The organism is Micromonospora sp. CPCC 206061, from assembly GCF_036906915.1.
Lineage (GTDB): Bacteria > Actinomycetota > Actinomycetes > Mycobacteriales > Micromonosporaceae > Phytohabitans.
The window spans coordinates 16495-40473 of sequence record NZ_JBAKHX010000011.1 but is presented as its reverse complement, the minus strand read 5'-3'; the positions used below and the strand labels follow the sequence as shown (position 1 = coordinate 40473).

The following is a 23979-nucleotide window of genomic DNA, read 5'->3' as shown; positions in this document are numbered from 1 at the left end:
TTGTGGCACGGCCGTCGGTCGAACGGGTCGAGCAGCGAGGTGGGCCGGGCCGTGGTCGTGGATGGCTGGTTCACGGCTACCCCTGATCGGGGAAGCACTGCGCAGCGGTGCACGGGCGGGCCGCGTGCAGCGAGTCGGCCCATCCAGCGCTCATCTGCCAGAAGTCGTTCTCGCGCCATCCGATGGTGGCGGTCGTCTCGCCCGGGTCGGGCTCCGGTTCGCACGCCGGGCGTACCAGGGTGCGGCCGGTGCGCTGCGCGGTCATGGCCACACCCGTTGCGCCGGACGGCGCGGCCGGGGCGGGAGTGCCGTCCGGGACGGGGAGGGGAATCCAGCGGGCGGCCCGGCGGTGGGCCAGGTTGCCGGGTCGTGCGGGTGCGGCCATGACAACTTCGCCGTAGGCGAGGAAGCCAGCCGGCAGACGGCCAGCCGTGGTTGTGGTGTCCACTGTGCGGAGTCCTTTCGGCGGTGATGTGCGCAAAGAGGGACCGAGGTGTTACGCGGCCCGGCGTTGGTCATGCGGTGTCGCGGCCGGCTCCGGTTGGAGCAGTTCGGCGTAGCCGGCGGCGGCCTGTTGGGGGACGACGCCGTTGCCGCAGACGCGTAGGGCGTCGTTGCGTGCGATGTGGTCGGTGACCCATCCGTCCGGCCAGCCCATCACCCATTCGGCGAACCGGGCCGCCAGGCGGGGGTTGCCGGTGCGGCCGGGTTCGGTCGGCTCCGGCGCGGCCCGTCCGGTGATCTGTTCCCAGCGTCGGATCGCGGCGCCGTAGTTGCCGAACCGGCCGTCCTGGACAGCGGCCGGCAAGGCGAGGTCGCCGGCGCTGCCCCGTTGGTTCGGTCCGCCCTTGCACCCGTCTGTGGCGCGGGGTGTGGGCAGCAGTACGGCCACGTCCGGCAGTGCCGGGCCGGTGCCGTGACCGGTCCGCCCGGCGCCGTTGAGGGGTTCGGGGCCGCGGCTGCCGTCGCTGGCCCGTGGGGTCGGTAGCAGGTGGCACACGACCTCGCCGAGCATCGGCCCGCCAATGTTGGCGCCGGTGCGTCGGGCGCGGTCGCGGCGGTGGTCGGGGTGGCCTTCGCCGCGGCCGTCGCCGTCACGGGCCGCCGGGGTGGGTAGCAGCCTCACCCTGTCCCGGTCGGCACCTCGAACAGCGTCGGCACCTCGTCCGGCGGTACGCAGCGGCCACGGGTTGGGCCGGTCGGGGAGCCACGCCGCGATGAAGACGCGTTCGCGGCGGTGCGGGGCGCCGACGTCGGATGCGCGTAGAAGCCGGTAGCGTCCCAGATAGCCGAGCGCGGCCAGGCGGTGAACGACTCGGGCCATAGCCTGCCCGCGGTTTGCAGACAGCAGCCCAGCGACGTTCTCGAACAGGCACAGCCGGGGTCGTGGCTCCAATCGGCCAACAGCGTCCGCGATGTCATCGAACAGCCACCTCTCATCGGACAGCCCACGCCGGCGGCCAGCGGCCGACACGGGCTGGCAGGGGAAACCGGCGAGCAGCACGTCCACCGGCGGGACCGCCGTCCAGTCGACCGCCCGTAGGTCGCCGAGATTCGGCACGCTCGGCCAGTGCGCGGCCAGCACCGTGGACGCGGCCGGGTCGGGCTCGGCGTGCCACACGGGCATGAGGTCCAGCACGCTGGCCACGCCAACGTCGAGCATCCCGGAGCCGGTGCACATCGACCCGACCGTCATAGGTTCGTTCATCACGCCGCCTTCCGCCTCGTACGCGGCGCCGGGCGGCCCGCGACCGTGGTCCGGGTTACGAGGTCGCGCAGTCCACTCAGGAGGGTGTGCAGTTGCCGGCGGGCGTGCGGCTCGACGGGGGCGAGCGCTACCCGTGCGCGGATCTCGGCCCACTCGCGGCCGTCTGCGTCCCGGACGCGGACCAGGCTGGCCCGGCCGTAGCCGTAGCCGGCGGTGTCGGTCAGGTCCACTTGGATCGAGTCAGAACGGTGTTCCCCGGCGGTGCCGCACTGGTGGTTGCGGGCACACCATTCGGTGTGGTCGGGGTTGAAGTCGAACAGGCTCATCCGGCGGCCCGCCGGATGCGGCGGAAGTGGTTGAAGATCCGGCGACCGATCCGTAGCCGTAGCCCGGTGCCTGGGTGCCGTGTCGAAGCGGTCATTGGGTGCCGTCCCGGTGCAGGCGGCGGGCCATGTTCCACAGCCGCACGCCGATGCGCGGCCGGAGACCGGTGTGGTGGCAGCGCGGGCAGATGCGGTACACCCGGCCGAGCGGGGCACGGAGTTTCCCGGCGCCGTGGCAGCGGCGGCACTTGCCGAACGGCCAGGCCACACAGGTGAAGGCGTAACCGAGCGTGACTGCGAGGGGGAGGAGGCAGGGAGCGGCGGCTAGCAGGATGTCGGGGGTCACTTCAGCCTCCGAAGGCGGTTTTCGGGCACGCTGAGGGCAGGGCGCTAGGGTTCTAGCGCCCTGCGTGTGATCGAGTTGATGTCCTAGGAGCGGTTCTAGGTCTAGGACCCGGTCAGTCCTAGACCTAGAACCGTGTGGCGGTCAGCCCACGTCCCGCTTCCGGTTACGCTCGGTGATCGCAGCGATGAGGTGGGCGCGTTCGAACCCGCTGCGGTTGGCGCCCTTGCCGGTGTCCGGGTCGGTGCCCCACGTCTGCCCGACCTTGATGTTGTAGGGCTTGAGCGCGAGCGTGACCCGCTCGCCGTCCCAACCCCGGTACACGTCCGGGCGCAGCTCCGCCAGCCGGATGGCCACGGTTTGGCACCACACCTTCGCCTCCCCGGTCGGGACGACGGCGGCGATGTCGTCCAGCACGTTGACGGTGACCGTCTGCGTGCCGGTGCCGGCCACGTCACCGGCGGCGTAGCCGGACAGGGTGCCAGCGGCGGCGCGGGCGGCGCGGGCACGGTCCGCGATCCGCTCGGCGGCCGGGGCGTCGAGGTAGGCGGAACGGGCGATCTGCGCATCGTCCGCGACACCGACCAGGTAGCCGATGCCCTTGTCACGCGGCCCGAACGTGGTGGCCCGCACCCCGTTGCGGTAGGCGGACGTGCCGAGCACCATGTCGTTTTCGACCTGGCCCATCACCCGCAGGCAGAACCGGATGCCCACGTTCGCGCTGATGCCGGTGGGCAGGCTGTCCTTGTCCGGCCGCTGCGTGGCCAGCACCAGCATGATCCCCAGCGCCGGGCCGCGCTTGATGATCGCGGTGCAGAGTTCTTCGGCTTCCTTGCCGTGCACCGGGTGGGTGAACAGCTCCTGGCACTCGTCAATGGAGATGAGCAGCGAAAACAGGCCCAACGACCGCTTGGCGGCAAGCTCCGGGGTGACCTTGTTTTCCGGGCAGATGTCCTTGGGTAGCCCGCGTATGGTCTTGGCCCGCTTGTCCAGCTCCTTGTGCGCCCACCGCAGCCCTTCGATGGTCTGCTCGATCGCGGCGTCGTCGGCGCCGGAGGCGTAGTCGTGCGCCACCTTCTCCAGGCTGGATAGGTCACCGGTGCCTTTCAGCTCATACACCAGCATCCGCACCGTCGGATCCAGCGCGGCGGCCAACAGCAGCACCCGTAGCGCGAACGTCTTGCCCTGCCGGGGCATCGCGCCGATGAGCATGTTGGCGAACATCAGCAGGATCGCGACTTGGCGGCCCCGCTGGTCGGTGCCGAACGGCAGCGGGGCGAAGATGTTCGCCTTCCCGCCCTTGAGCAGCGGCCATACCGGCTGGCGGGCCTTGTTCATGTCCTGGTCACCGACCCACAAGACGAGGCGGCCGGCGTGCTGCTCGAATGCGGCTTCCGGCCACACGCAGCCCAGCGGGCGGCGCAGACCGGACGCGAGCCGGTCCCGGCGCTCGATGATGTCGGTGACCGTCACCCCGTACGGCAAATCAACCTCTGCCCGCCAGCCGGGACCGTCGCGGGTGATCGGGGCCGGGAACGCTCGCGGCCCCCACCCCTTGCCGATCGCCTTATTGATCTCCGCGATGCCCAGCGCGCCAAGGGCGCGGATCACGATTTCGCTGGTTAGCTTCGGTGCCTCCGACGTGACCACCGCCGTGCCCAGCAGCGGCCGGTCCGCCGGGCGGCCCAGGTAGCCGAACGCCACCACAGCGGCGCAGAGTGCGGCGAACTTCGCCCACGTCGGCGCCAGCACCGCCAGTACCGCCACCGTCGGCACGCCCAGCAACAGCGCGGCGGTCAGCATCAGGGTGCGCAGCCGTACGCGGGCGTCGCGCTGCCGGGACAGCTTCAGGTACTGCTCCGCGTCTTCGCGGCGTACGGCGGCGAGTCGCACCGGCATTCCTTCGGTGTCGGCAACCCACCGGCCCGTCCCGGCCAACAGGCGAGCGGCACCGACCGGCACGCGGAAGGCGAGCTTGCCGCCATAGACCGGCAGCCGTACGCCGTGAAACAGCATCTTGTGGGTGTAGTGGGAGACCACCCAACGGGCCGCGTCGCGTAGCTCGTCCGCCGAGCGCAGCCAGCCCGGTAGTACCGGCAGCCGCTGTGCACCCCGGATCGCGGCGAGGGTGAACCGCGGTGCCCGCTGCGCGGCGACACTGTCCACCAACGGGGGCGGGTCGCTGTCGTCGCGGCTGTCGTCGCGGCTGTTGTCGCGGCTGTCGCCACCGTCGGCGGCCGGTGGCGGCGGGTTGTCGTCACCGCCGCGCCGCTCGCGGGCCGCGTCGAGGTCGACCACGTCGGCAATGTCGTCTTCGGCGCGGCGCCAGTCGAAGCCGTCACCGTCGTTCGGGTGTGTCGTCATCGCAGGTGCCTCCTTCCTCGGGGTCGAACAGGCCAGCGAATGTCAGGTAGTCGGCCAGCGCGTCCGCGCCGTCCGGGTCGGCGGCGGCGAGCCGGTCTAGGTGGGTGAGGGTGTCGCCGGTGTCCCGGCGCTCGATCGCCTCCGCCAGATCTGCCAGCGCGGCGGCGAAGTCGTCCAAGTCGGTGCACGCGTAGGTCAGGGCAGCGGCGAGGCTGGGAGCGGTCACGATGCACCCCCGGCGATCCACAGCGCGGCCACGAACAGGAACCCGACGTGCCACGCCTGATCGAGGGCGTAGGCGCCGGTCCCCAAGGTGGGGTTGTCGTCCCGACCCGGACGCGGTGCGCCGAAGGCGTGGAAGCGGGCCGAGCCGAGCGCGGCGGCGATCCGTGCCAGCGGCGTACGCCGGTCCGCGATGTAGTGCGACACCGCCGACACGGTCATCCCGATGGCGGCGGTGAGGGTGTAGGTGGCCACGTGCGCGGCGCAGGCGAGGCGGCCGAGCCAGCCGGGCTGGCCCTTGGTGTCCGCCTGCCACTGGGTCTGCACCCAGTGGTCGGCCACCTGGTGAGCGGCGTACAGGGCGGCGAACACCGCCCCGAACATGCCGAGCTTGCTGCTCGGATCTGCGAGCATGAAGGTTCCTCCCAAGAGGTTCCGTCAGGGACATGGAGGGGGCCGGGGCGCGGCCGGGTGGTTGGCAGCCGGAAGGCCGCGCCCCGGGCGGAGCTAGCTGTTCTGTGCCTGGCTGCGCTGGGCGTTGGACGCCTTGCGCTGCTGTATCGCCTTGTCGCTGAACATGGGCGGCGCGGCCTTCTGGGCACGCCGGTTTAGGTCTGTCCACTGTCGATCTGTGATGGTGTCAGGGACGTTGGTTTGGTTGAAGAAATCCATCGCGCACCCCTTCTTAGATGAGCGTTGTCTTATGCGCTGAGGCGCTTCCACCAAGGAAGTTGGGATTCGGTCTCGGCCACGGCGCGGTTCGCCGCTTCGGTCTCGTCCGTCCATGTCTTCTCGGTGGCGGCGAGGGCCTCCAACCGGCCCCGGGCGTTGGAAACCTGCTGACGCAGCAAGCGGTCACGGTCGTTGCACAGCCAACTCATGGCAGTCGTGTCCTTTCAGGACTTGGGTTCAGGCGACTTTCGGTGGTTCAGGCGGCGGCCGGCAGCGAGCCGGCGTCGCTGTCGGTCGGGCGCGGCCAGTACCGCTGCACCGTGCGCTCGGACACCTTCAGCCGGGCCGCGATCTGCGCCGGGCTGGCGTCGGGGTTCTTGGCTACCGCACGGGCCACCCGCTCCGACGTGGACGCCTTAGCAGCGGTCGTGGTGCCGCTTGCCGGGCGCTTGGCTGCCGGGCGCTGCGGCGGTGTCGGCCCGTCGCTGGCTGGCGCTGCCGGCGTCGGGCTGGCCGAGGTCGGCAGGGTGCCGCGCAGGGCCGCCCACGCCGTGCCCCAACGGCCGGACGGATAGGCCGCTTGCCGGGCGGCGCGGGCGGCGTTGTAGCCGGTCCACGCGGCGGCCGGGTCGGTGATGTTGTGATCGATCGACCAGCGGCGGGCCGCCCACGAACGGAACGGGAACGCCCGTACCCTCTCGGCGCTAAACGTGGCGCCGATGCAGTCCACGGCACCCTCATCCCGCAGTTGAACGTGTTGGGCACGGCGGGTGTGCAAGCCCCACAGCCACGGCGACAACAGGCTCAACAGTCCGAACGCCACGGCGGCGGCGGTCGGTGCCATGTGCTCGCCGGCGAAGTGGGCGTAGTTGATGGCAGCCACCGCCGCCGCGATCGCATACGAGGCACGGCGCAGCCGGGCCGCCGTCGCGGTCGCCTTCGACAACAGCGCATCGTGGGCGTGCCAGCCAACGTAGATGGCGATCGACTCCACAGCGGCGGCGAACAGCACCGACAACGCAAGCTTGGCCTGCGAAGGCCAGTCGGCCGGGGCGATGTCCTCATACGCGTAGGCAATCTGCCCGTAGACGGCGGCGCCGTTGACGATGAACAGCGGCACCAACAGTCGCAGCCGGGCAACGAACGTCTTCACTGCGTACCACCTCCGGCCAGGGCGGAGGCGAACTGGGCGAGCCCGGACGCAACGGTCCGGACGAAATCGGCGGTGTCGGTCGGGTTGGTGATCGCGTAGAACAGCGCGAACGCGAGCACTGCCCAACCGGCAAGCTTGCGGATCATCGGGAAGCCTCCCCAGAGTCGGGGTCGTACAGGAAGTGGAAGAGGGCTAGCTGAAGCCGGACCAGGTCCGTGCCGGAGCGGATCGGCGGGAAGCCGTGCAGCTTCAGCACATCCGCCATGTCGATGACCAGCCCGAACGTGAACCGGTCATCGTCGGCGGGCCGGGGCAACGGGTAGAGAGCGGGAAGCGGGGCGGTACGCAGGTCCGTCATTGCCGCTCACCCGCTCGCCGGCGGCGCCTGCGCGGCCGGCAGTGCTCGGCACCCGGTGCCAGAGCTGCCAGGTCGCCGCACACGTCGCACACCCGCCACGCGGCAGCGTTGGGGATCGTGACCCGGACCGACTGGGCGAGCGCGGCCATCACGCGGCCCGCGCCACCGTCGAGCCAGCCGGACGCGCCGAGCGGGCGTAGGACTCGGTCGCGGCCCGCAGGACACGGGCCTGAGCACGGCGCAGCGCACGCCAGTCCAGTTCGGACGGGTGATCCGCCGCGGCCATCCGCGCCTCAGCGTCCACCAGGTCTATCCCAGCCTCGATCAACGGCCATTCAGCCTCGATCGCGGCGAGGTCATCACCAGTCGGCTCCGCATCCACGCAGCCAACGTCGAACCTGTCCATCAGGTCTCCTCAAAGGCTTGCCAGCCAAGGAAGACGGCGCACACCGCGCGCCGTCTTCCTTGGCTCGATCGGGGAAGTCGAAGAAACGTGCTGCCAGCGACGGACCTTCCGGTCTTGCTCGCCTCGCTCACCCGGGACCTACCGGGGTCGGCCAGCCATGCGGCTCAATGCGAGGTAACTACTGCTCACGGCCTTCGCCGTCGCTGTGTTGCTGGCGCCGCCGCTCACGTCCGTCTCCCGACGGTCGGGGGTAGAGCGCCTGACCGTCGAGGGTGCAGCCGGTCAACGCTGCCTCTATGAAGTTCTCAAAGATCAAGTACGCGGCAGGCATGCCGGGGATCGCACGTCGCAGCCGAAGCCACTCCGCCGTTCCGGTCGCCATCCGGCTGGCTCTTGTCAGCTTGTTGTACGTACATGAGCATGACAAGAGCCAGCGCATGCGTCAAGGGGGTCAGGGTCTTGCTCTTCGCTTGCGTGCCTGTTTCGCTTGCAGGACAAGGAAATCCGGAGATTCGGGGTGCTCGGCAGTGAGCCGGTGGGGGCGCTTGGTAGCTCAGGGGGTGCTCTAGGGGGTGCTCCGCCTGATCAATCGCCTTTATGAACGCCCGTCCGCGTGCAACCATCGAGGAATTGACACGTAGGAACCCCATGGGGGGAGGGGATGACCTCGCACACGCCGAACCGCGACCTTGCTGCCCTGATGAGGCTCGCCAGCATGAGCAACAAAGGGCTGGCCCGGCGCGTCTGCGAGATCGCAGCAGAACACGGGCAGTCGGTCAACTATGGCCACGCCAATGTCAGGCGATGGCTTGACGGAGTCCAGCCGCGCGGCATGACGCCCTACTTCGTGGCGCAAGCGATCGGCCGCAAGCTGGGTCGCCCTGTTTCCGTTGCTGAGGTCGGAATGCTTCCTCCGGAAGGGAACCATCCGGTACAGGCCGACAAGTACGCCGAGCACCTAACCGACAGCATCGAAATGATCTCCCGCCTCGTGCACATCGACCTAGCGGGTGCGTCACCACGAACGGTCGATCTCGACACCAGTACGTGGTCTGAGGTCATGGTGCGGTGGTTACTCACCCCGGACAGCGCGGTGCCGCGCGAGCGTGTCTCCCCTACAGGAGCGATCATCGCCGTCCAGCGCTCTACGTCGCTCTTCTCTCAGCTCGATTACCAGTTCGGCGGGGGATATGCGAGATCGGCGCTCATCCAGTACATCGCGTCCGAAGTAGACCCGCTGTTGCGGATCACGGCTAACCGCAAGGTTCCGGAGTTGCTGTGCGCATCGGCTGCCCTGCTTCGGCTCGCCGGTTGGACCGCCTACGACACGGGCCAGCATCAGGCAGCCTTGCGGTACCTGATCCAAGCGCTTCGGCTAGCGCAGGAGGCGGATGATCGCGCGCTCGGCGGTCGCATCCTCGCTGGTATGAGCCATCAGGCTAACTACCTCGGGCACTACGAGCACGCAGTGAACCTAGCGCGGGCAGCACAGCGGGGCGCCCACAGCGCGGCTACTCCAACAGCAATGACCCTGTTTTACGCCATGGAAGCTCGCGGCCTTGCCAACATGGGTCAGCGCGCAGCATGTGAACACGCCCTAGACCAGGCTGAAAATTGGTTCTCACGGCGCATTCCTGAGAATGAGCCCGAATGGCTCCAGTATTTCGATGCGGCTGAACTGGCGGCCGAGTTTGCTCACTGCTATCGAGACCTAGGCGATGCGCCGCGGGCAATTGAGTACGCGGGACTGGCCATCGATACGCACGACCCGATGTATGTGCGAAGCATCTCGTTCTGTCGGACGGTACTCGCTACAGGCCACGTGGCGCGAGGCGAAATAGAACAGGGGATTGCGCTTGCCGATATGGTGCTGTCGACCACGTCGGCCCTGCGGTCCGGACGGTGCGTCAGTTACGTCCGAGACTTCGTCGGTCGGTTGCAGCCGTACGTCAAGAGCGCGGAGGTCGCGGAATTCTGCGAGCGCGCAAAGGATACTCTTGGTCGGATCTAGAACGGACGCCACCGCCGTGGATAACGCCCAGAGCGCAGGTCATCGATTCTGACTCGAAACTCATCACGCCGGGCCGCGTCGTGTCCGGCAAGCTGCATGAGCCACGTAGTCATGCCGAGTTCACGGATAGCGGAAAGCACCCGGAAGCCCTCCCACTGAGATACGTCGTATCCGTAGGCGCTCACAAACTTGGCATAATCCCGTTCATCTAGCCATTCGAAACCATACCGGTATCCTGCCGTAAGGCTGAGATCCCATTCTCTCGGTCCCCAAGAGAATGCCTCGAAATCGAGGAGCACAACCTCACCGTTCGCACTGCGAAGGAGGTTCGCGGGATGAGCGTCCCCGTGAACTGGACCGAAGGGGAAATGAAACTGGAGCCTGCGAAGTGCCTCCTTCAACTGCCGGAACCTCTCGCGCAAGAAGTCAACATCCCCCGGAGTTACCTCTGGAGGAGCGCAGTTGAGGCGCTGCTCGACGCGGGCAAACGGTTGGAAAGCGGGAAGCGCTAGCCAGTCAGGCACAGGTAGTTCATGCAGTCGTCGCAGAAGCCCGCCGAGGTCGGACGGTCCGGGCAACGGCTGGGCGCTACTAACGAAATGCCAGAAAGTGACAGGGTGGGAGCTGACCATCAATGGAATGTCGGCCTCGTGCAGGTCTGAGACAAGACGGACGGCGGGATACTCTTCGAGGGCCAACCAACGCGCTACTCGCATCTCCTTACGTACATCGTCCAGCATTTGTCCTGATCTGGCAATGCGAACGACGAGCGGTGCAACGGAAAGCCGGTATATGGCGTTTTCTCCGAGCCGTATTAGTTCGGCATTTGCGGAGCCCAGTCCAGCAATCTTGCACGCTTCTGCGAGTAGAACCTGGCTAGCTTCCGGCGTAAACTGCGCACGGTTCCGGTTTTCCACTAGGGCAATTACTCCTCACGCCTAGTGCCGACATACCATCCTTGCTTAGGAAGCGAATACACCGCACCATCGTGCTCAAGAACCTGTAGCGCTTGCCGTATCGTTGGCCTACTAACCGAGAAGTCGGAACTCAACTTGTGCTCGCCCGGCAGTTTCGCGCCAGCAGCGTACTTGCCTGACGCAATGGCTTTTCGAATCTGTGATGCGACCCGCTCATATGCCAAATCGCTTGATTCGGCGCTTCCTGGAACGTAGCGGCGGCCCGATCGGCGCTCGATGTCGCCCGCCTGTTCAAGCAGTGAGAGTGCCTGCCGGACCGTTGACCGGGCCACCTGAAACCGATCGGCCAACTCTAATTCGCCCGGCAGCGGCGTGCCGGCCGCGAATGCCCCTTGCTGGATGCCGCTACGGATCTGCTCCGCAACGCGCTCATACCGCGTGGCGACCGGGCCGACGTCGCGTAGAACCATGCGCGGCCGACCTCGCCGGCCAGCGGTCATACCCTCGCGGTCAAGCTCGGCCAGCGCGCGACGGGCGGTTGCGGGCGTCACGCCGAGGTCATCGGCAAGCCGCGGTGCCGGTGGAAGCTCGCCGGACGGGCCATATGCCCCATCCTCGATGCGGCGGCGCAGCTCAGCTACGGCGCGCCGATACTTGTAGTCCTGGGCTGAATCCACACGACTCCTTCCAGACGCCAGCCCAACCAGCGTAGACGCGCGCCAGCGAAACAGCCTTGGAAGCACGGCGGGAACCATGATCACGCCACCGGTACGCCATCGTCTCCGACGCAGCCGGCGGTGAGGTAGCGTTGACGCAGGTCACGACACTGCTCGACGCCGCGACCTTCACGCCCTCCGGAGGCGGTGGCGCAGGTTCGAATCCTGCCGGGGGCACCATCCACATAAATCACGACTTGACACGACTTGTCCGAATATATAAAATGCGGCACCGCGCGCCTCAGTTTACCCACCCGGCTCTGCCCGTTACCGCGGTCGAGGACACAGACCGGACGCATCCAGCCCTCCGCGGCTCGTCGCGCTCGCGGCTGGAACGCGATACGCCGCGCGGATCGCGGCAGTTGAGTGAACCGATCTTGGTTCCGACTAATTGGGCCGTCGCATGATTGCGCGACGCCTTATGCTGTGCCGGTCCTCGCCCAAGGTGCGCTGGCTCCGGATGATCGCACCCGCAATTGGAGAGGGTGGCAGCCCGTTCAAGCCGGGCCGAGTCCGGGGGCCGCTCAGCTTCCTGTAGCGGCCCCAAGCCCTCATCGGGGCATGTGTGTGCACCTGATCAACGGTTCTCGCGATCGACGCTGCGGCGCCATGGCGGCATAGAGTACGTCGACCCGCTGGACGGAGGCGCCTCGTGAACCAAGCCCCAATCGGGCTGGTCCCCACCGACGACGTGCGACCAATGCCCTCACCCCGATCACCGTCCACGTGCTCTGGGAGCCGGACGCCGTCTGCGGCGGCTGGATGAACTGCACAGCCGACGGCTGCTCAAGCTGCTGGCACAGCTGGCCCCACGAGAGCACCTACCCAGAGCAGCCGACCGACCGGCCGCCGCCAGAGAAATGACAAGCCGGACGGTGCACTGTCGGCGGCCTTTGCCACGCACGCGTAGGACCCGGTGCCCGTGTTCTTCGCCCAGGTCCGGGAAGTTGGATCCGCAGGCTTCGAAGATCCGCAGCCCGAGCAGGCCGAGGAGGTCCACCAGGGCGAAGTCGTTGACGTTGGTCGACAACCGCGCGGTGGTGAGCTTCGTCCTGCGGCCAGGCGGCCAGCAGCCAGGCCAGACGCCGCGTAGGTCCTTGTCGTTGACCTGATGCCGCCCGGGAATCAGGCCGTTGGGTTGGGCGTCGTATCGGACGTGCGCCTGCCTACCCTTGCCGGTGAGGCGGCGGCCATCCTCGCCGTGGTCACCGGGTCGATTCACGCGCCGCCCGCCCGGGTGCCCGAGCCGCCCGCCGATCCCGGCACAGCCGTGCTGCAGGTGAAGGAGTGGCGGAGCCTGGTTGGGCCCTGGGAGACAGCGGAGGTACCGGAGGTCACCATCCTCGGCGGCGGCCGCGTGATCATCCCGGCTGGCCAGGACGGGAACCTGCAACGAGCCACCGAACATGTCCTCACTCCGGACCGGTACCGCCGGATCTACGCCCTCGCCCACCGAGCTGGGCTGGCCCGCAACCAGCACCTGTCCTCGCCGGGGAGCGTAAAGGACGGTTCGCTGCTGGTGGTGGTGACCCTGCGATCGGGCGGACGGACGTACACCACGACAGCGACGAACCTCTGGTCGTCGGACGATGACGGGCCGCGCGGCCGGATCGTACGGTTCCGCCACACGCTGAGCGCCCTGATCGCCTCGTCGACGACCGAACCGTACCGGCCGGCCAGGTGACACGAGGGCAGCAACGCCAGCGCGCCGGCGGTGGCAACGTCAAGCGGGATCGTCGCATCAGCACCCACAAAACACGAGGATGGGCCACGAAAGACGACGTGAGCAACGTCGGCGTCGGCCGCGATCTGGTGCGCAGCCGTTGGCACGCGGCAGTTGTTGAACGCCGGCCGGACCGTCCACACCCTAAGGGTGCTCGCTGACGCCGCGCTTTCGTATCGCCTACACCCTTGGCGCGACGGCGGTGGCGGGCGCCGGGCTGCGGACGTTCGCCGCAGCCCGGCCTTCGCGGCGTTGAGTCAGCGGATCCGATAGGCATGGATGATGGTTTGCTCTACGGTTCCTCCTGCGCTGTCGACCGCCTTGGCCCGCAGCGACACGTATCCGTTGGCGGGGTTGCTCACCAGCGCGATCCGCTGGTCGCCGAACGTGACGACGGGCACCTTCCGCCAGGTGGCTCCGTCATCGAAGGATGCCTCGACGGTCAGCGACTTCACCGACGTGGCCGGTGCACCGGGGTTGCGCTGCACCTGGACGGGGATCGGAAAGATCCGTCCGCCCGGCGCGGAGTTGTCATCGTTCAGCTTCGCACCGAACCTGATCACCTGGATCGGCAGGTCGGCGGGTTTGTCGTCCTCCTTGGCGAACGTCCATACGGCGCTGACGCGGGTCGACACGTCAGTCATACCCTGTGTGGCCTCGGCTTCGACCCGGAACTGGCCAGCGTACCTGCCGTCGGTGATGCAGGTACCCGCGCCCGCCGACTCGCAGATCACCTTCCCGTTCTGGCGGACCACGGTTCTCGCGCTGTCCACTGTGGTCACCCCCCAGGTGTCAGACGATGGGCTGAACAGCGCCACGTTGAACCAGAAGGCGTCTGGCAGCTGAAGAGCGTGGCTGACCGCGTAGCGCGGGCCTGGCAGGGAAGGGCCGAACACACCGCCGCCGTGCCAGACCTCGCGGTGCTCACCGGGGCGGTACTGCCGGCCGGGTGCGACCTGCAGAGCGTTGTCCTGGGAGCTGGTTGTCTGCCAGGCCACCCCGTCGGTGGTGAACAGTTCGGTCCGCTCGCTGGGAAGTCGCACGTCCAATCCGATGCTCAGGCCGGCCGAGGCACCCTCGAACGCGGTGGACGTCGGGATGGAGACCCGCATGGCCATCTGATCCTCGCCGCGCGGCACGGTGCGCACACGCACCTTTGCCAGATCGTCGTCGCGTACGACTCGCGTGCCGGTGTACATCCTGTTCGGCGTGAACCACCCCAGGTTGTAGACGTAGGGCGCGTCGACGAAGCCGCCATCCGGCGCCGGCTTCGCGAGGACCGCGTGGTACACGCCGGCCACCCGTCCGGGCGGTGCGTCCGGACCAACATGTGCGGACCGAAGAACACTGTCCCCGGCCACCCAGTCAACGGCGGTGTACCCGCTATCCCCGGCCTTCAAGTTGATACCCACAAGCGAGTGGAGCCGTTTGACCTCCGGACGCCGCACCGTGGCGGTGACCGGCGTGGTCTTGCGTGCGTCGAGCGTGACCGACTGGTCCTTGGTCAGGTCCAGGAAGGGTCGCACAACAGTGTCGTGCTCGTTCTCACCGGTGAAGACGCTACTGCTCAGCAGGTAGCGGCCACGAGGAAGGCGGATGTTCGCGGTGCCACTGGGGTCGTAGAGCCGCTTGACGAGGAACCGGTCATACCCGTACAGGCTGATCTCGTAATCAGGCGCGGGCTGCCCGTCTCTGCCGATGACCGGGATGGTGAGGTTGTAGGACTCCTCCTCGCGCACCACACCCATGGCCGTCACAACGGCCAGGTCGCCGGACTTCGCCACCACCCGTGCGGTGAAGGCGCCGTCAGCGGAGCCGACGCGGGTGTCGGCAGTGACCTCGACGGTCCCGGTGCCGCCGGCCGGCACGGTCACCTTCGGCTCGGCCAGCAGGAACATCCCGGCCGGCGCAGGCTTGCCGTCCGGTCCGGCCGCCGCCTCGACGGCGAGATCGAGGGTGACCTCGTCAGGGCCGACGTTGCGGTAGGTCAGCGTCCTGGTCACCGGCTTGTCGTCGTTGTGCGGCCACTCCTGCGTGCCGAAGCTCAGACTCGGCTGCTCGACCAGCACCGTCTGCTTGATGGCGCGTGCCAGGTCGACCCGGCCGGCCCCCTGGCCGTAGGCGCCGAGGTCCCCGGTCGGCTTGGCCGAGGCCATCAGCGCGGCCTTGACCTGCCCGGGCGTCCAATCCGGATGCTGCTGGAGCAGCAGTGCCGCGGCCCCGGCCACGTGGGGCGTGGCCATGGACGTCCCGTCGAGAGCGACCCGGGTCTGCCCAGGCTCGCCGATGATGCCGTCCTTGCCCCGCGCGGCCACGATACCCACGCCGGGAGCGGTGATGTCCGGCTTGACCGCGCCGTCGCCGACCCGTGGACCCCGGCTGGAGAAGTCGGCGAGCACGTCCCGGCGGTTGACCGCGCCAACCGCCAGCGCGGCGTCGGCGGAGGCCGGGCTACCGACCGTCTCGTCACCTTCCGTGCCCGAGTTGCCGGCGGCGACGACGAACAAGGTGCCGTGCTCGGCGGTCAACCGGTTGACCGCCTCCTCCAACGGGTCGACGCCCGGAAAGTCCTGGCCGCCAAGGCTCAGGTTGACCACCTTGACGCGTCGTTCCGCAGCGGCCCACTGCAGGCCAGCGATGATCGCGTCGTCAGGACAGCCCTCCAGGACGCAAACCTTGCCCGAGACCAGCGTGGCCTCCGGCGCCACACCCCGGTACTCGGCGTCCTTGGAGCCGATCGTGGCCGCCACGTGGGTGCCGTGGCCCACCCGGTCTACTGTGTCCGGATCCTCGGTGAAGTTGCGTGCCTCGGCGATCCTGCCGACCAGGTCGGGATGGGAGTCGTCCACCCCGGTGTCGAGCACCGCCACCATGACGCCCTTGCCGGTGTACCCGGCCCGCCACGCCGCCGGAGCGCCGATCTGCGCGGTGCTGCGGTCCAGAAGCGGCTTGCGGATCCCGTTCAGCCACACCTTCGCCACCCCGGCGCCGAGCGCCTTCGGCGCCGTGCCACCGCCACTGATCGACTTCCAGTACGCGTTGTCGCCCTTGGTGATCCGCAGCGCCGCGCCGCCGACCGCCGGGAGTTGGCGGGTGACCCGCGCGCCGTCAGGTTGCGCGGCGGTGCGACTCGTTCCTGGCTGGTACTGCACGATCACCGACAGCGTCTTCCCGTCCGCGTCGCCGTAGCCCTGCGCAACCAGACCGGCCACGTCGAACAGCCGCGCGTCGAGCTGACCGCCGGCGACGAGCTTCGCCGCATCGGCCGGGACAACGTACACACCGCCCCTGTCTTTCCGCACCGAGAAGCCGATGTTCTCGCGCCCCTTGGCCCGGACGATCCGCACGGGCGCCTGAGGTGTCGGCCCAAGGATCACCTTGTCGCCGGTGAGCAGCGTCACCGAGCGCTGCTCCACCGTCGCTCCCGGCTGCGGCGCCGCCGCCGCGTGCGGCGACGACGCGGTCTGGCCGGCAGCGGCAATGCCCAGGACGACGGCGGCGATCGCCGTCCTTTTCACCTTCCCCAATGACCTCACGTCCTACCGCCCCGGCCCGGTCGGCGAGACAGGAACCACGCTCACGCCGGCGCCGGTGGAGCCACCCGGCACGTCGGCAGCGTCGGGAACGTCAGGCAGGCAGCTCGGTGCCGTGCCCCGCACCGCAAAGCCGTCGCTCAACGTGAACTCGTCGCCGTCCTTCTTCGCGGCCACCAGCACAGTGGAGCCCGGCCGCAGGCCCTTGGTCCGCACGGTGACCGAGCCCTCATCGCCGCTGCCGCTTGCCACGGTGCCGCTCATCTCGCCGACAAAGCCCTCGTCGATCTCGAACGTGTCCTTGCAGTCCACCGTCATCGGGACAGCCAGGACCGGGGCGCCGATCCTGCGCAGCTCGGCGTTGGCGGCGTCCACCGCGCGGATGTCCTTGATGGACAGCGTCACCACACCATCGGCGTCCTTGCTCACCGCGAACGCCGGGCTGTTTCCGCCGAAGCCGGTCACCGCGATCGCGATCGACCCGGCGACCGTCAACGCCCCAGCCGCAATCCACAGTGGACGGACACTCGACGGGCGAGGCGCCGGACGGACGGCCTCGCTGATCGCGCCCCCGTGCCGCTGCACGAGATCGCCGAACAATCGCTCCTCGAACTTGCCCATGACCTCAGTCCTGCCCCTTCTTCCGTCCCGCAAGAGCGCGCAACCCGTTGCGCGCCCGAAACAGCCTGATCCGAAGCGCACCCGACGAGACGCCGAGTGTCACCGCCGCCTCCTTGGGCGTCATGCCGACCAGGTCAACCAACTCGACCACCTCTCGCTCCAGCGCGGACAGCGAGGTCATGGCGTCCAGCAGGCCACGCCCCTCGCGCTCGGCGTCGATCCGCACCACCAGCTCCGCGGCCTCGTCCACGTCAAGCTCACGGTGCCCGCCCAGCCGCAGAACCAGGTCCCTGGTGCGGCTGGTGGACTCACAGTGCTTGGCGAACACCCGCCTGGCGATGCCGATCAACCACGCCCGCGCGGTGCCCTTCCCAGGATCGAACGTCGGAAATGACACGATCGCCTGGACGAAGGTGTCCGACGTCAGATCGGCGATCGTCTGTGGATCGGTACTTCGTCGCGCGAAGAACGCGGTGACAACACCGAAGTTGGCCCGATACACCGTCTCGAACTCCACCAGCAGACCGCCGCCCGGGGGCGCGGCTGCTTGCCCCGTCCCGGGGCGTGGATGTGACTCGACCATTGTTTCGCTCACGTTCATTACTTGCGGCCCGGTCGGATTCCCGTTACACCGGCCACCCTGACCTCGGCACGAGGACGCCACTGATTTCTGTTTTTGGCCGGAAGAACCCCCGGCGCCTAACTGTGGCTTCGACACCATCACCGGCAACGACACCAGGTGACGCCCACCGACACCCTACCCGGCCGCTCGCCCACCGGTAGCCACGCGACCACGGGCGGTGGGCATCGCAAAGCGCGTTGAGTAAAGCGGTCCACAGATACCCGAGTAGTCCTGCGGGTCACCGGCATGCTCACGCACGGTGCGCTGGCTGCCTCAGGCGACGACACGGTTCCTGGCGGACGGCACCTCGGTCAACGCCCCCGGATTTTCGGGTAGAGCGGCAGCGGGCCGCGTCGCTCGTCATGAGCGCGGGGATGCGCGATCATGTTGGTGGTGGACATCTCCGAAATCCAGGCGGCGTTTGACGACGTCTTCGATCAAGCCATCGTGTTTCATGGCTTCGTCGATTACATGCGCGACTACGACCTCTTCGTCTACGCCACCGCCGATCCTCGTACCGGCGTGGCTCCGGAGCACCTCCGGTATCGGTTCAAGTACTGCGTTCGCGCCGTGATCACATCGGCTCTGCCGCCGGAGATCTGGAAACGATCACTCGACCCACTGCTCGTTCACCACGCCCAGGGACGCGACCTCGACGGGTATGTGTGGGGCGTCAGGTGGCAGGCGCTGTATCCGGGGATGAAGCTCGTGCGGGATTCGGTTGATGCCAAGCGGTGGTCGCACGATCTCGGGTTTGAGTTCTACGAAGCGTCCATCGAGACGAACGGCCACAACCTGTCTCTGGTCTTCGCGGACTTGGTCGTCGATAGGGTCGAAACCGGGCACGCGCCGTTCGTCGTGTCTGACACTGGACCGGACTTCAAGGTCGCCCTCCCGTAGGGCGTTGCGGCGTCCTCGACGCGATGGGCATCACATGTGGCCTCGGGGGGCCATGCCGGTGGGCGGATGTGATCAGCGCGGCCAGGCGTACCCGGTCGACGGCCGGGCACGCGGCGCGGCTCTGCTCGCGGGCCCGTTCCAGGGCACCTTCCCCCGGCGGTACGGCCGGGAGCGGCAGCAGCAATGTGCCAGCGCCACTGCTCGCGCGGCACCTGTGACCAGGGCAGCTCGTCCTCACCCACCACTGGCGCTCCAGCGGGGCCGGGGCAAGTCCGGCGAAGGCAGGTGCCTGCCCAGGCTCGACACCCTCCTGGTCCGCGCCGGACACCCGGACAAAGCCGAACAGCTCTACCGGGCGGCCCTCCACCATGGACACGAGCAGGCGAGAGGGCTCCTCGACAACCTCCGCCAGCGGCCCCGTCCGTGATCGTCGCCGGGCTGGACGCGCCGGGTGGCCCGGGCCGCGCCTGTGATCCACGCTCGGATTGCGGCCACAGATCCGCGCAGGTGATTTTGGCTTGGGGCTGGCCGCAGAACATCAGGTGTGGCGTCTCGGTCGAAGTGCCCGGTCGAGTCCGCAGATGTCGGGATCGGTACGTGGGGCCTGGGTCGCGAGGCTGATTCGACAGGCCACGACCCGTCCCTCGAGAGAGCGCACGCCCGGCCCATGGCGGCCAGCAGCAGGATCGGCGACCATCGTTGCATGCGTTGGCTGGAGGCGAGACGGCAACGAGCTGAGCTGCTGCGCGTGGTCACCGAAGACGTCGAGCGGGCCAGGGCGGTGTTCGGCCGGCTGCTGCTGATCCGGTCCGTCGGACAGTTGCGTATGTTCTGTGGCCCGGACAAGGCGCGCGGGATGTTCCCGGGCTGGACCTACATACCGGTGGCGAGCTTCTTCATCCGGTGCCCATACCGCCAGCAGGTCTCCGTGCTGTCCGAGGAGGACCGGGCCATTGCCCGCGAACTGGACCTCGAACCGCACCTGGATCCGGACCGCGACCTGAAAAGCGTGCGGAAGGCGCTGCGGCGGGTGGTCGACGCCTACACCGGCGCATCGGTCAGCTTCAACACGGTCGAGGCCTACAAGGACCCGGACCTGGCATTCGATGAGCAAGCGACGAGACGGCGATACGACGACCTTGACAGGTGCGAGCGGCACCTCAGCGAAAGCATCTGCGCGCTGCCCGGCGACCTGCCCGACACCGCGTTGACCTCGCAGGTGCTATCCGACGCGCTGCACCGCACCGCCGGCCGGATGGGCGGCCGCGAGCTGGGCTACTCGCCATACGCGACGGCGATCCGCTCGCACGCTGACCGCTGGCCGCAGTGGCTTGCCATCGAACTGGTTGAGCGTGCAGGCCCAGAGCGTCTGTCGGCGGCGAATCCGACGGCGGTGCGCCAGGTGAGGGCAGCGGTCAGCGGCACGCTCCATTCGCTCATCTACACCAGGAACGTCAGCGAGTCCTGAGAGTGGTATCCCATCTCGGTTGCAAACGCGGGCGGGAGGCCAGATCTGGATGCCACGCCGGATCGACCATGTTCATCGCCGGACTCAAGTGCTTGGCGTCGTTCCTGCGCACTCGCGGTAGACGCCCTCGACGGCGCCCAGCGGCCCGTGCCCACCAACGACCCGGCGAGCACGGCGCCGCTGGCCATCACCGCACAGAACGGGTGTACCCGTCCCGGCGCACCTTCGCGTGCACCGGAGTAACCACACATCCAGGACCCTCAATCACCGGCTGAGGGTTCGTATGCTGACAGGTTGGGTGCACACCAAACATGGGAACGGAATTCTGGGCGGGCGCTGTGCGCCCGCCCTCTCTGTTTCTCGGTCTCGGTCGACTGCCTCTGCCCCGGCAGGGGTGGCACCTGACCGGCGAGGCTGGCGGCTGCCGAGCCGATGGAGTCGATCATGTCGGCTCGGATGACGACCCTGATGGTGACATCCGCGATCCGCGGCACGCGAGGTGCAGATCGGCCGCGAGCGGTCGGCGACGACGACCCGTCAGGTAATGCCAGCGAGGCCGAGCAGCCGGCACGCGCCGTGGAAGCCCTCCGCGCACGCATCGAGAAGGTCCACTGGGGACGTTCGCACGTTTATGATCTAGACCGGGTGATCGGTGGTGACTAGTCTGCCCGGGTGCGAAAAATTCTCCTATCCTGCACGGCGGCCGCGCTTACCAGCGCGGCCGTCGTCGTCGCGGCTGGACCTGCTTCTGCTGAGATCACTGGTGACGTGCCGGCTACCGCCGATGCCGTCGCTGTCTTCACGGCCGACCCCTACCGAGATCTGTCAGCGGCCCCGGCCGAGTACCGCCGGGCGCTCCGGTTCGCCCAGGAACGCGCCGAGTCGAATCCGACCCAGTTCAGCCCGCCCTACCTGTACAACGAGACGACGCTCGTCGCCCCGGTAACCGTTACCGCGCCTTCGCTTGTGCTGCAGCAGGCCGCAGCGACCATCTGGGCGAGTTCGGCGCAGCTGACCGAAGGGGACGGTCAGGAGACCACCGGAAACGGTGGCCCGGAACCTGTCGCTGACAAGGACGCCGTGGAATCCTCCACCCCCACGGAGCCGAGTGCGGCGCCGGAGGTCAGCATCACACCCGCAACGAAGCGCCTCACCTACTCGCTGGAGGATTTGACCTCGGTGCGTGACGAGGTCCTGGAGCAGACCGACATCCCCGGCTACGACCAGTTGCGGACGGCGTAGGTCCAAGCCGAGCGCAACCGCGTTGTGGTCGAAGCGGCGTCGGTCACCGAGGAGATGCGCCGCGACCTCGCGACGCGGTACGGCGCGATGCGGGTGGCGCTGCGGCTCGTTCCCGGGATGGAACTGGCCGAGGAGCGCGATCACCAGCGGTGACTGCTGGCTGAACTTCACCGACACGTACCTGGCGGAGAAGGCGCTTCCGGGGATCATCAAGCACAGCTGACCGAGGTCAAGGCATTGCCGCGCGGGGCGCCCGGACCTCCCAGGCGCCCCGCCACCACAGTCACCACCGCCGAACCGCGATTGGAAACATTCGTCCAGTTCCCGAGTACTCCTAGGATTCGCCGGGAACCATCGCCGACGCAACCATGCCCTTGAAGGTCGCGATCGTGCTTCGATCGCCGGTCGCCGGGTCGAGAAGTTCTATCGATACAGGTGCCCCGTCGCGGATCACCTTGAGCAGGACCCCGTCAGGCACCACAGCGGCCAACGTCCGGAACGTTTCGCCCTTCGAGGTCGTAGCGGTTTCGCCCTGCACCGTGGTGCGGGATAGCGGCTGGGGCAGGCGGATTCTCGCCATCACCTCGCCCGAGACCGCGTCGATGTGGAAGAGATCGCCCGGCACCTGTGTGGTCTCGTTGTCGCTCTGCACCATGAGCTGCACCAGAAGGGTCTCGTCGTCGACCGTCCGGATCAGTTTTCCGGAGTGGAGGTCTTCCTTCGAGCCGAGCTGTCCCTCCATCTTGACGGGCACGGAACGGCCCTTGCCGGCGTCGTCGACGAGGTACAGGTCGATGTCCGGGTCGCCGACCTCGTGCGCTTCAGAACCTCCGAACACGGCCGCGCCAGCCGTGGTCAGCCCAGCGAGCGGGCGGGTGTCATCGGCGGGCAGCGAGCGCGCCGCGGCGGTTTCGGTGGGTGGTTTGATGACCGTGACGCCGTCTTCGGAGCTGGCGTCGGCGAGGCCCACCCAGGTGCTGTCGGACGACCAGCCCACCGCGCGCCGGTTGGCCGTCGGCATCGTCTTCGTGCCGGTCAGGTCGCGGAGCAGGTAGTTGCCGGAGGCGTCCGGGTAGGACAGCCAGCGCCCGTCCGGCGACAGCGTGGCCGTCCGGGGAACGGTCGGCGGCATCTGGGCGACCTTCGGCAGCGTGTACTGGGTGCCGTCCTGGGCCACGAGCCGCGCGGCGCACGGCTGGTTGCACGGCTGGTACAACAGGGCGCCCTTTCCGACGCCGCGGTCGGTGGGGAGTTGGGGCGGTTCGGCCACCGTCGAGTCGACGGTCTCCGGCAGCCACGGCAGTGCATTCGCCGTCGCTGGGCGGTCGGCAGCGACGAGGGTGGGGCCTTCGGGCCGCAGCGTTACGAAGATGCCGGCCATGCCGGCCAGGACGGCGACGACCGCGGTGGCGCTCGTCACGGTACGCAAGCGGCGGCGGCGCCTGGCCGCACGCAGCACGTTGGCCCCGACGTCGTACGTGCGCACTTCGGCGGCCTCACGTTCAAGGACTGCTCGCAGGTTGGACATCAGGAAACCCTCAAATCGGCTAGTTCGGGGGCCAGGGCACGGAGCCGCGACAGAGCGGCATGGGTTTGGCTCTTGACCGTGCCGGTTGAGCACCGCAGCAGCGCGGCTGTCTCCTCCACCGACAGGTCTTCGTGAAAACGCAGGATGAGCACCGCTCGTTGGCGCGGTGCGAGTCGATCCAGCGCGCGCCAGACGTCGACGCGATCGTCCGAGGCACGGAGCGCGTCCGGAGTCTGCCGCTCGGGCACCTTGGTCACGGAGACCATCTGCAGCAACCGCTTACGGCGCCACCGGCCGTAGGTCTCGTTGACCATGGCCTGCCGCACGTAGGCCGCCGGGTTGTCGTACCGTGCAACCCGCCGCCAGTGCACCGCCGTCTTCGTCAACGCGTTCTGCAGCAGGTCCTCCGCGTCGGCATGATTACCGACTAGCAGGTACGCGAACTTCGAGAGCGCCGATCCGTTCGTCGCCATGAAGTCCGTAAAACCATCGAAGGCATCCACTCGCGCCTCCCTTCGCCCCGTAGAGATGCGCTAAGGCGCTGCCGGGTTGGGATCAAGTCCCGGAATCTGTGGTTCGTAGCGCGTCGATCGCGTCGACGTACTTGAGCAGCAGCCGGGCGAACTCCAGCCGCTCCTGTTCCGGCGGGTCTACCGCGAGACGCTCGGCCACCACGCCGACGGTCACCTCCCCGTCGGCGCCGTCCTCGCAACCACGTGCATGACATCATGCATATATGTAACCCGGATCCCCGGGCGGAGCCGTGGCGCGGCAAGCGCCCGCTCGATGGCCTCCTTCACACAAGGAGACAGCAACCCATGACCACCCTCATCACCGGCGCGCGCGGCACTGTCGGCGGCGGCGTCCTACGACGTCTGCACGCCGCAGGCCACGTCCTACGCGCGTCGAGCCGCGAGCCCGGGCGCCTGGAGGTGCCCGACGGGGTCGAGACCGTGCTGCTCGACCTCGCAAAGCCCGACACGTTCGGTGCCGCGCTGCACGGCATCGCCCAGGTGTTTCTCTACGCCGAGCCCGAAGGCATCGACGGCGGGCCCGCCGCGGTCAGTGACGCCGAGTGGGTGACGTGCCAACCCGCCCGCACGTTCGAGCAGTGGGTCGACGAGCACATCCGTTAAAGAGGGGGCCCTT

General features: G+C 68.3%; 28 protein-coding genes. 9 read left to right on the top strand and 19 right to left on the bottom strand.

Translation table 11 applies throughout. From position 1 onward, the window contains the following. Window positions 1-76: 76 nt before the first annotated feature. The 12 genes from V6V89_RS11370 to V6V89_RS11315 form a co-directional block, all read right to left on the bottom strand. Window positions 77-448, bottom strand: a complete 372-nt coding sequence (locus tag V6V89_RS11370; protein ID WP_334618991.1) for a hypothetical protein — start codon at window positions 446-448, stop codon at window positions 77-79. 48 nt (window positions 449-496) lie between these two features. Then, on the bottom strand, window positions 497-1708 hold the full coding sequence (locus tag V6V89_RS11365) for a DNA cytosine methyltransferase (RefSeq protein ID WP_334618990.1): 1212 nt from the start codon (window positions 1706-1708) through the stop codon (window positions 497-499). Further along, a complete protein-coding gene (locus tag V6V89_RS11360; protein ID WP_334618989.1) occupies window positions 1708-2034 on the bottom strand; it encodes a hypothetical protein in 327 nt (108 codons plus the stop codon). Before V6V89_RS11360 ends, V6V89_RS11365 begins: the two co-directional genes overlap by 1 nt. Window positions 2035-2125: 91 nt before the next feature. Continuing rightward, window positions 2126-2377, bottom strand: coding sequence for a hypothetical protein (locus V6V89_RS11355; protein WP_334618988.1), 252 nt, complete (start codon window positions 2375-2377; stop codon window positions 2126-2128). A gap of 141 nt (window positions 2378-2518) precedes the next feature. Beyond that, window positions 2519-4738, bottom strand: coding sequence for an FtsK/SpoIIIE domain-containing protein (locus V6V89_RS11350; protein ID WP_334618987.1), 2220 nt, complete (start codon window positions 4736-4738; stop codon window positions 2519-2521). Beyond that, complete coding sequence (locus V6V89_RS11345) at window positions 4713-4964, bottom strand: hypothetical protein (RefSeq protein WP_334618986.1); 252 nt, start codon at window positions 4962-4964, stop codon at window positions 4713-4715. The genes V6V89_RS11350 and V6V89_RS11345 overlap by 26 nt, the downstream gene beginning before the upstream one ends. After that, a complete protein-coding gene (locus V6V89_RS11340) occupies window positions 4961-5374 on the bottom strand; it encodes a transcriptional regulator (RefSeq protein ID WP_334618985.1) in 414 nt (137 codons plus the stop codon). Before V6V89_RS11340 ends, V6V89_RS11345 begins: the two co-directional genes overlap by 4 nt. A 93-nt stretch (window positions 5375-5467) precedes the next feature. After that, window positions 5468-5632: a hypothetical protein gene (locus tag V6V89_RS11335; protein WP_334618984.1), complete on the bottom strand. Its 165-nt coding sequence runs from the start codon at window positions 5630-5632 to the stop codon at window positions 5468-5470. Window positions 5633-5888: 256 nt separating this feature from the next. Beyond that, window positions 5889-6785, bottom strand: a complete 897-nt coding sequence (locus tag V6V89_RS11330; protein WP_334618983.1) for a hypothetical protein — start codon at window positions 6783-6785, stop codon at window positions 5889-5891. Beyond that, entirely contained in the window at window positions 6782-6931 is a 150-nt protein-coding gene (locus V6V89_RS11325) for a hypothetical protein (protein ID WP_334618982.1), read from the bottom strand. The genes V6V89_RS11330 and V6V89_RS11325 overlap by 4 nt, the downstream gene beginning before the upstream one ends. Then, complete coding sequence (locus tag V6V89_RS11320; RefSeq protein WP_334618981.1) at window positions 6928-7143, bottom strand: hypothetical protein; 216 nt, start codon at window positions 7141-7143, stop codon at window positions 6928-6930. Before V6V89_RS11320 ends, V6V89_RS11325 begins: the two co-directional genes overlap by 4 nt. Window positions 7144-7291: 148 nt before the next feature. Beyond that, a complete protein-coding gene (locus tag V6V89_RS11315; RefSeq protein WP_334618980.1) occupies window positions 7292-7549 on the bottom strand; it encodes a DUF6284 family protein in 258 nt (85 codons plus the stop codon). A gap of 661 nt (window positions 7550-8210) precedes the next feature. Between V6V89_RS11315 and V6V89_RS11310 the strand changes: the two genes are divergently transcribed. Further along, window positions 8211-9560: a hypothetical protein gene (locus V6V89_RS11310; RefSeq protein WP_334618979.1), complete on the top strand. Its 1350-nt coding sequence runs from the start codon at window positions 8211-8213 to the stop codon at window positions 9558-9560. Here the strand turns inward: V6V89_RS11310 and V6V89_RS11305 are convergent. Both V6V89_RS11305 and V6V89_RS11300 read right to left on the bottom strand, forming a co-directional pair. Then, on the bottom strand, window positions 9557-10477 hold the full coding sequence (locus V6V89_RS11305; RefSeq protein ID WP_334618978.1) for a phosphotransferase family protein: 921 nt from the start codon (window positions 10475-10477) through the stop codon (window positions 9557-9559). The genes V6V89_RS11310 and V6V89_RS11305 overlap by 4 nt on opposite strands. Window positions 10478-10485: 8 nt before the next feature. Further along, window positions 10486-11154, bottom strand: a complete 669-nt coding sequence (locus V6V89_RS11300; RefSeq protein WP_334618977.1) for a GntR family transcriptional regulator — start codon at window positions 11152-11154, stop codon at window positions 10486-10488. Between the two features lie 1195 nt (window positions 11155-12349). Between V6V89_RS11300 and V6V89_RS11295 the strand changes: the two genes are divergently transcribed. After that, window positions 12350-12877 (top strand): hypothetical protein, encoded by a 528-nt coding sequence (locus tag V6V89_RS11295; protein WP_334618976.1) that lies wholly within the window; start codon window positions 12350-12352, stop codon window positions 12875-12877. Between the two features lie 296 nt (window positions 12878-13173). Here the strand turns inward: V6V89_RS11295 and V6V89_RS11290 are convergent, their stop codons facing one another. The 3 genes from V6V89_RS11290 to V6V89_RS11280 are packed head-to-tail and all read right to left on the bottom strand — an operon-like array spanning window position 13174 to window position 17665. Then, window positions 13174-16434: a S8 family serine peptidase gene (locus tag V6V89_RS11290; protein WP_334618975.1), complete on the bottom strand. Its 3261-nt coding sequence runs from the start codon at window positions 16432-16434 to the stop codon at window positions 13174-13176. 21 nt (window positions 16435-16455) lie between these two features. After that, window positions 16456-17070, bottom strand: coding sequence for a hypothetical protein (locus V6V89_RS11285; protein ID WP_334618974.1), 615 nt, complete (start codon window positions 17068-17070; stop codon window positions 16456-16458). 4 nt (window positions 17071-17074) lie between these two features. Beyond that, window positions 17075-17665 (bottom strand): RNA polymerase sigma factor, encoded by a 591-nt coding sequence (locus tag V6V89_RS11280; RefSeq protein WP_334618973.1) that lies wholly within the window; start codon window positions 17663-17665, stop codon window positions 17075-17077. 411 nt (window positions 17666-18076) lie between these two features. On the opposite strand from V6V89_RS11280, the gene V6V89_RS11275 reads away from it, so the two are divergent. The 6 genes from V6V89_RS11275 to V6V89_RS11250 all read left to right on the top strand — a co-directional run bounded on the left by V6V89_RS11275 (window position 18077) and on the right by V6V89_RS11250 (window position 21455). After that, on the top strand, window positions 18077-18592 hold the full coding sequence (locus tag V6V89_RS11275) for a YxiG-like protein (protein WP_334618972.1): 516 nt from the start codon (window positions 18077-18079) through the stop codon (window positions 18590-18592). Window positions 18593-18650: 58 nt separating this feature from the next. Then, window positions 18651-19019, top strand: coding sequence for a hypothetical protein (locus V6V89_RS11270; RefSeq protein ID WP_334618971.1), 369 nt, complete (start codon window positions 18651-18653; stop codon window positions 19017-19019). A 276-nt stretch (window positions 19020-19295) separates the two neighbouring features. Further along, window positions 19296-20060 carry a hypothetical protein gene (locus V6V89_RS11265; protein WP_334618970.1) on the top strand — a complete coding sequence of 255 codons (765 nt, stop codon included), beginning with the start codon at window positions 19296-19298 and terminating at the stop codon, window positions 20058-20060. Between the two features lie 444 nt (window positions 20061-20504). Then, on the top strand, window positions 20505-20723 hold the full coding sequence (locus V6V89_RS11260) for a hypothetical protein (protein ID WP_334618969.1): 219 nt from the start codon (window positions 20505-20507) through the stop codon (window positions 20721-20723). 9 nt (window positions 20724-20732) lie between these two features. Beyond that, window positions 20733-21302: a hypothetical protein gene (locus V6V89_RS11255; RefSeq protein WP_334618968.1), complete on the top strand. Its 570-nt coding sequence runs from the start codon at window positions 20733-20735 to the stop codon at window positions 21300-21302. A 24-nt stretch (window positions 21303-21326) separates the two neighbouring features. Further along, window positions 21327-21455 carry a hypothetical protein gene (locus tag V6V89_RS11250; RefSeq protein WP_334618967.1) on the top strand — a complete coding sequence of 43 codons (129 nt, stop codon included), beginning with the start codon at window positions 21327-21329 and terminating at the stop codon, window positions 21453-21455. Window positions 21456-21636: 181 nt separating this feature from the next. Here V6V89_RS11250 and V6V89_RS11245 read toward each other — a convergent pair whose 3' ends face one another. Together V6V89_RS11245 and V6V89_RS11240 are read right to left on the bottom strand one after the other, a co-directional pair. Then, window positions 21637-22830, bottom strand: coding sequence for a hypothetical protein (locus V6V89_RS11245; RefSeq protein WP_334618966.1), 1194 nt, complete (start codon window positions 22828-22830; stop codon window positions 21637-21639). After that, window positions 22830-23303, bottom strand: coding sequence for a SigE family RNA polymerase sigma factor (locus V6V89_RS11240; RefSeq protein WP_442935119.1), 474 nt, complete (start codon window positions 23301-23303; stop codon window positions 22830-22832). Before V6V89_RS11240 ends, V6V89_RS11245 begins: the two co-directional genes overlap by 1 nt. A gap of 345 nt (window positions 23304-23648) precedes the next feature. On the opposite strand from V6V89_RS11240, the gene V6V89_RS11235 reads away from it, so the two are divergent. Then, the gene (locus tag V6V89_RS11235) at window positions 23649-23966 is read left to right on the top strand and encodes an SDR family oxidoreductase (protein ID WP_334618964.1); all 318 of its coding nucleotides are present in this window, start codon (window positions 23649-23651) and stop codon (window positions 23964-23966) included. Window positions 23967-23979 lie beyond the last annotated feature (13 nt).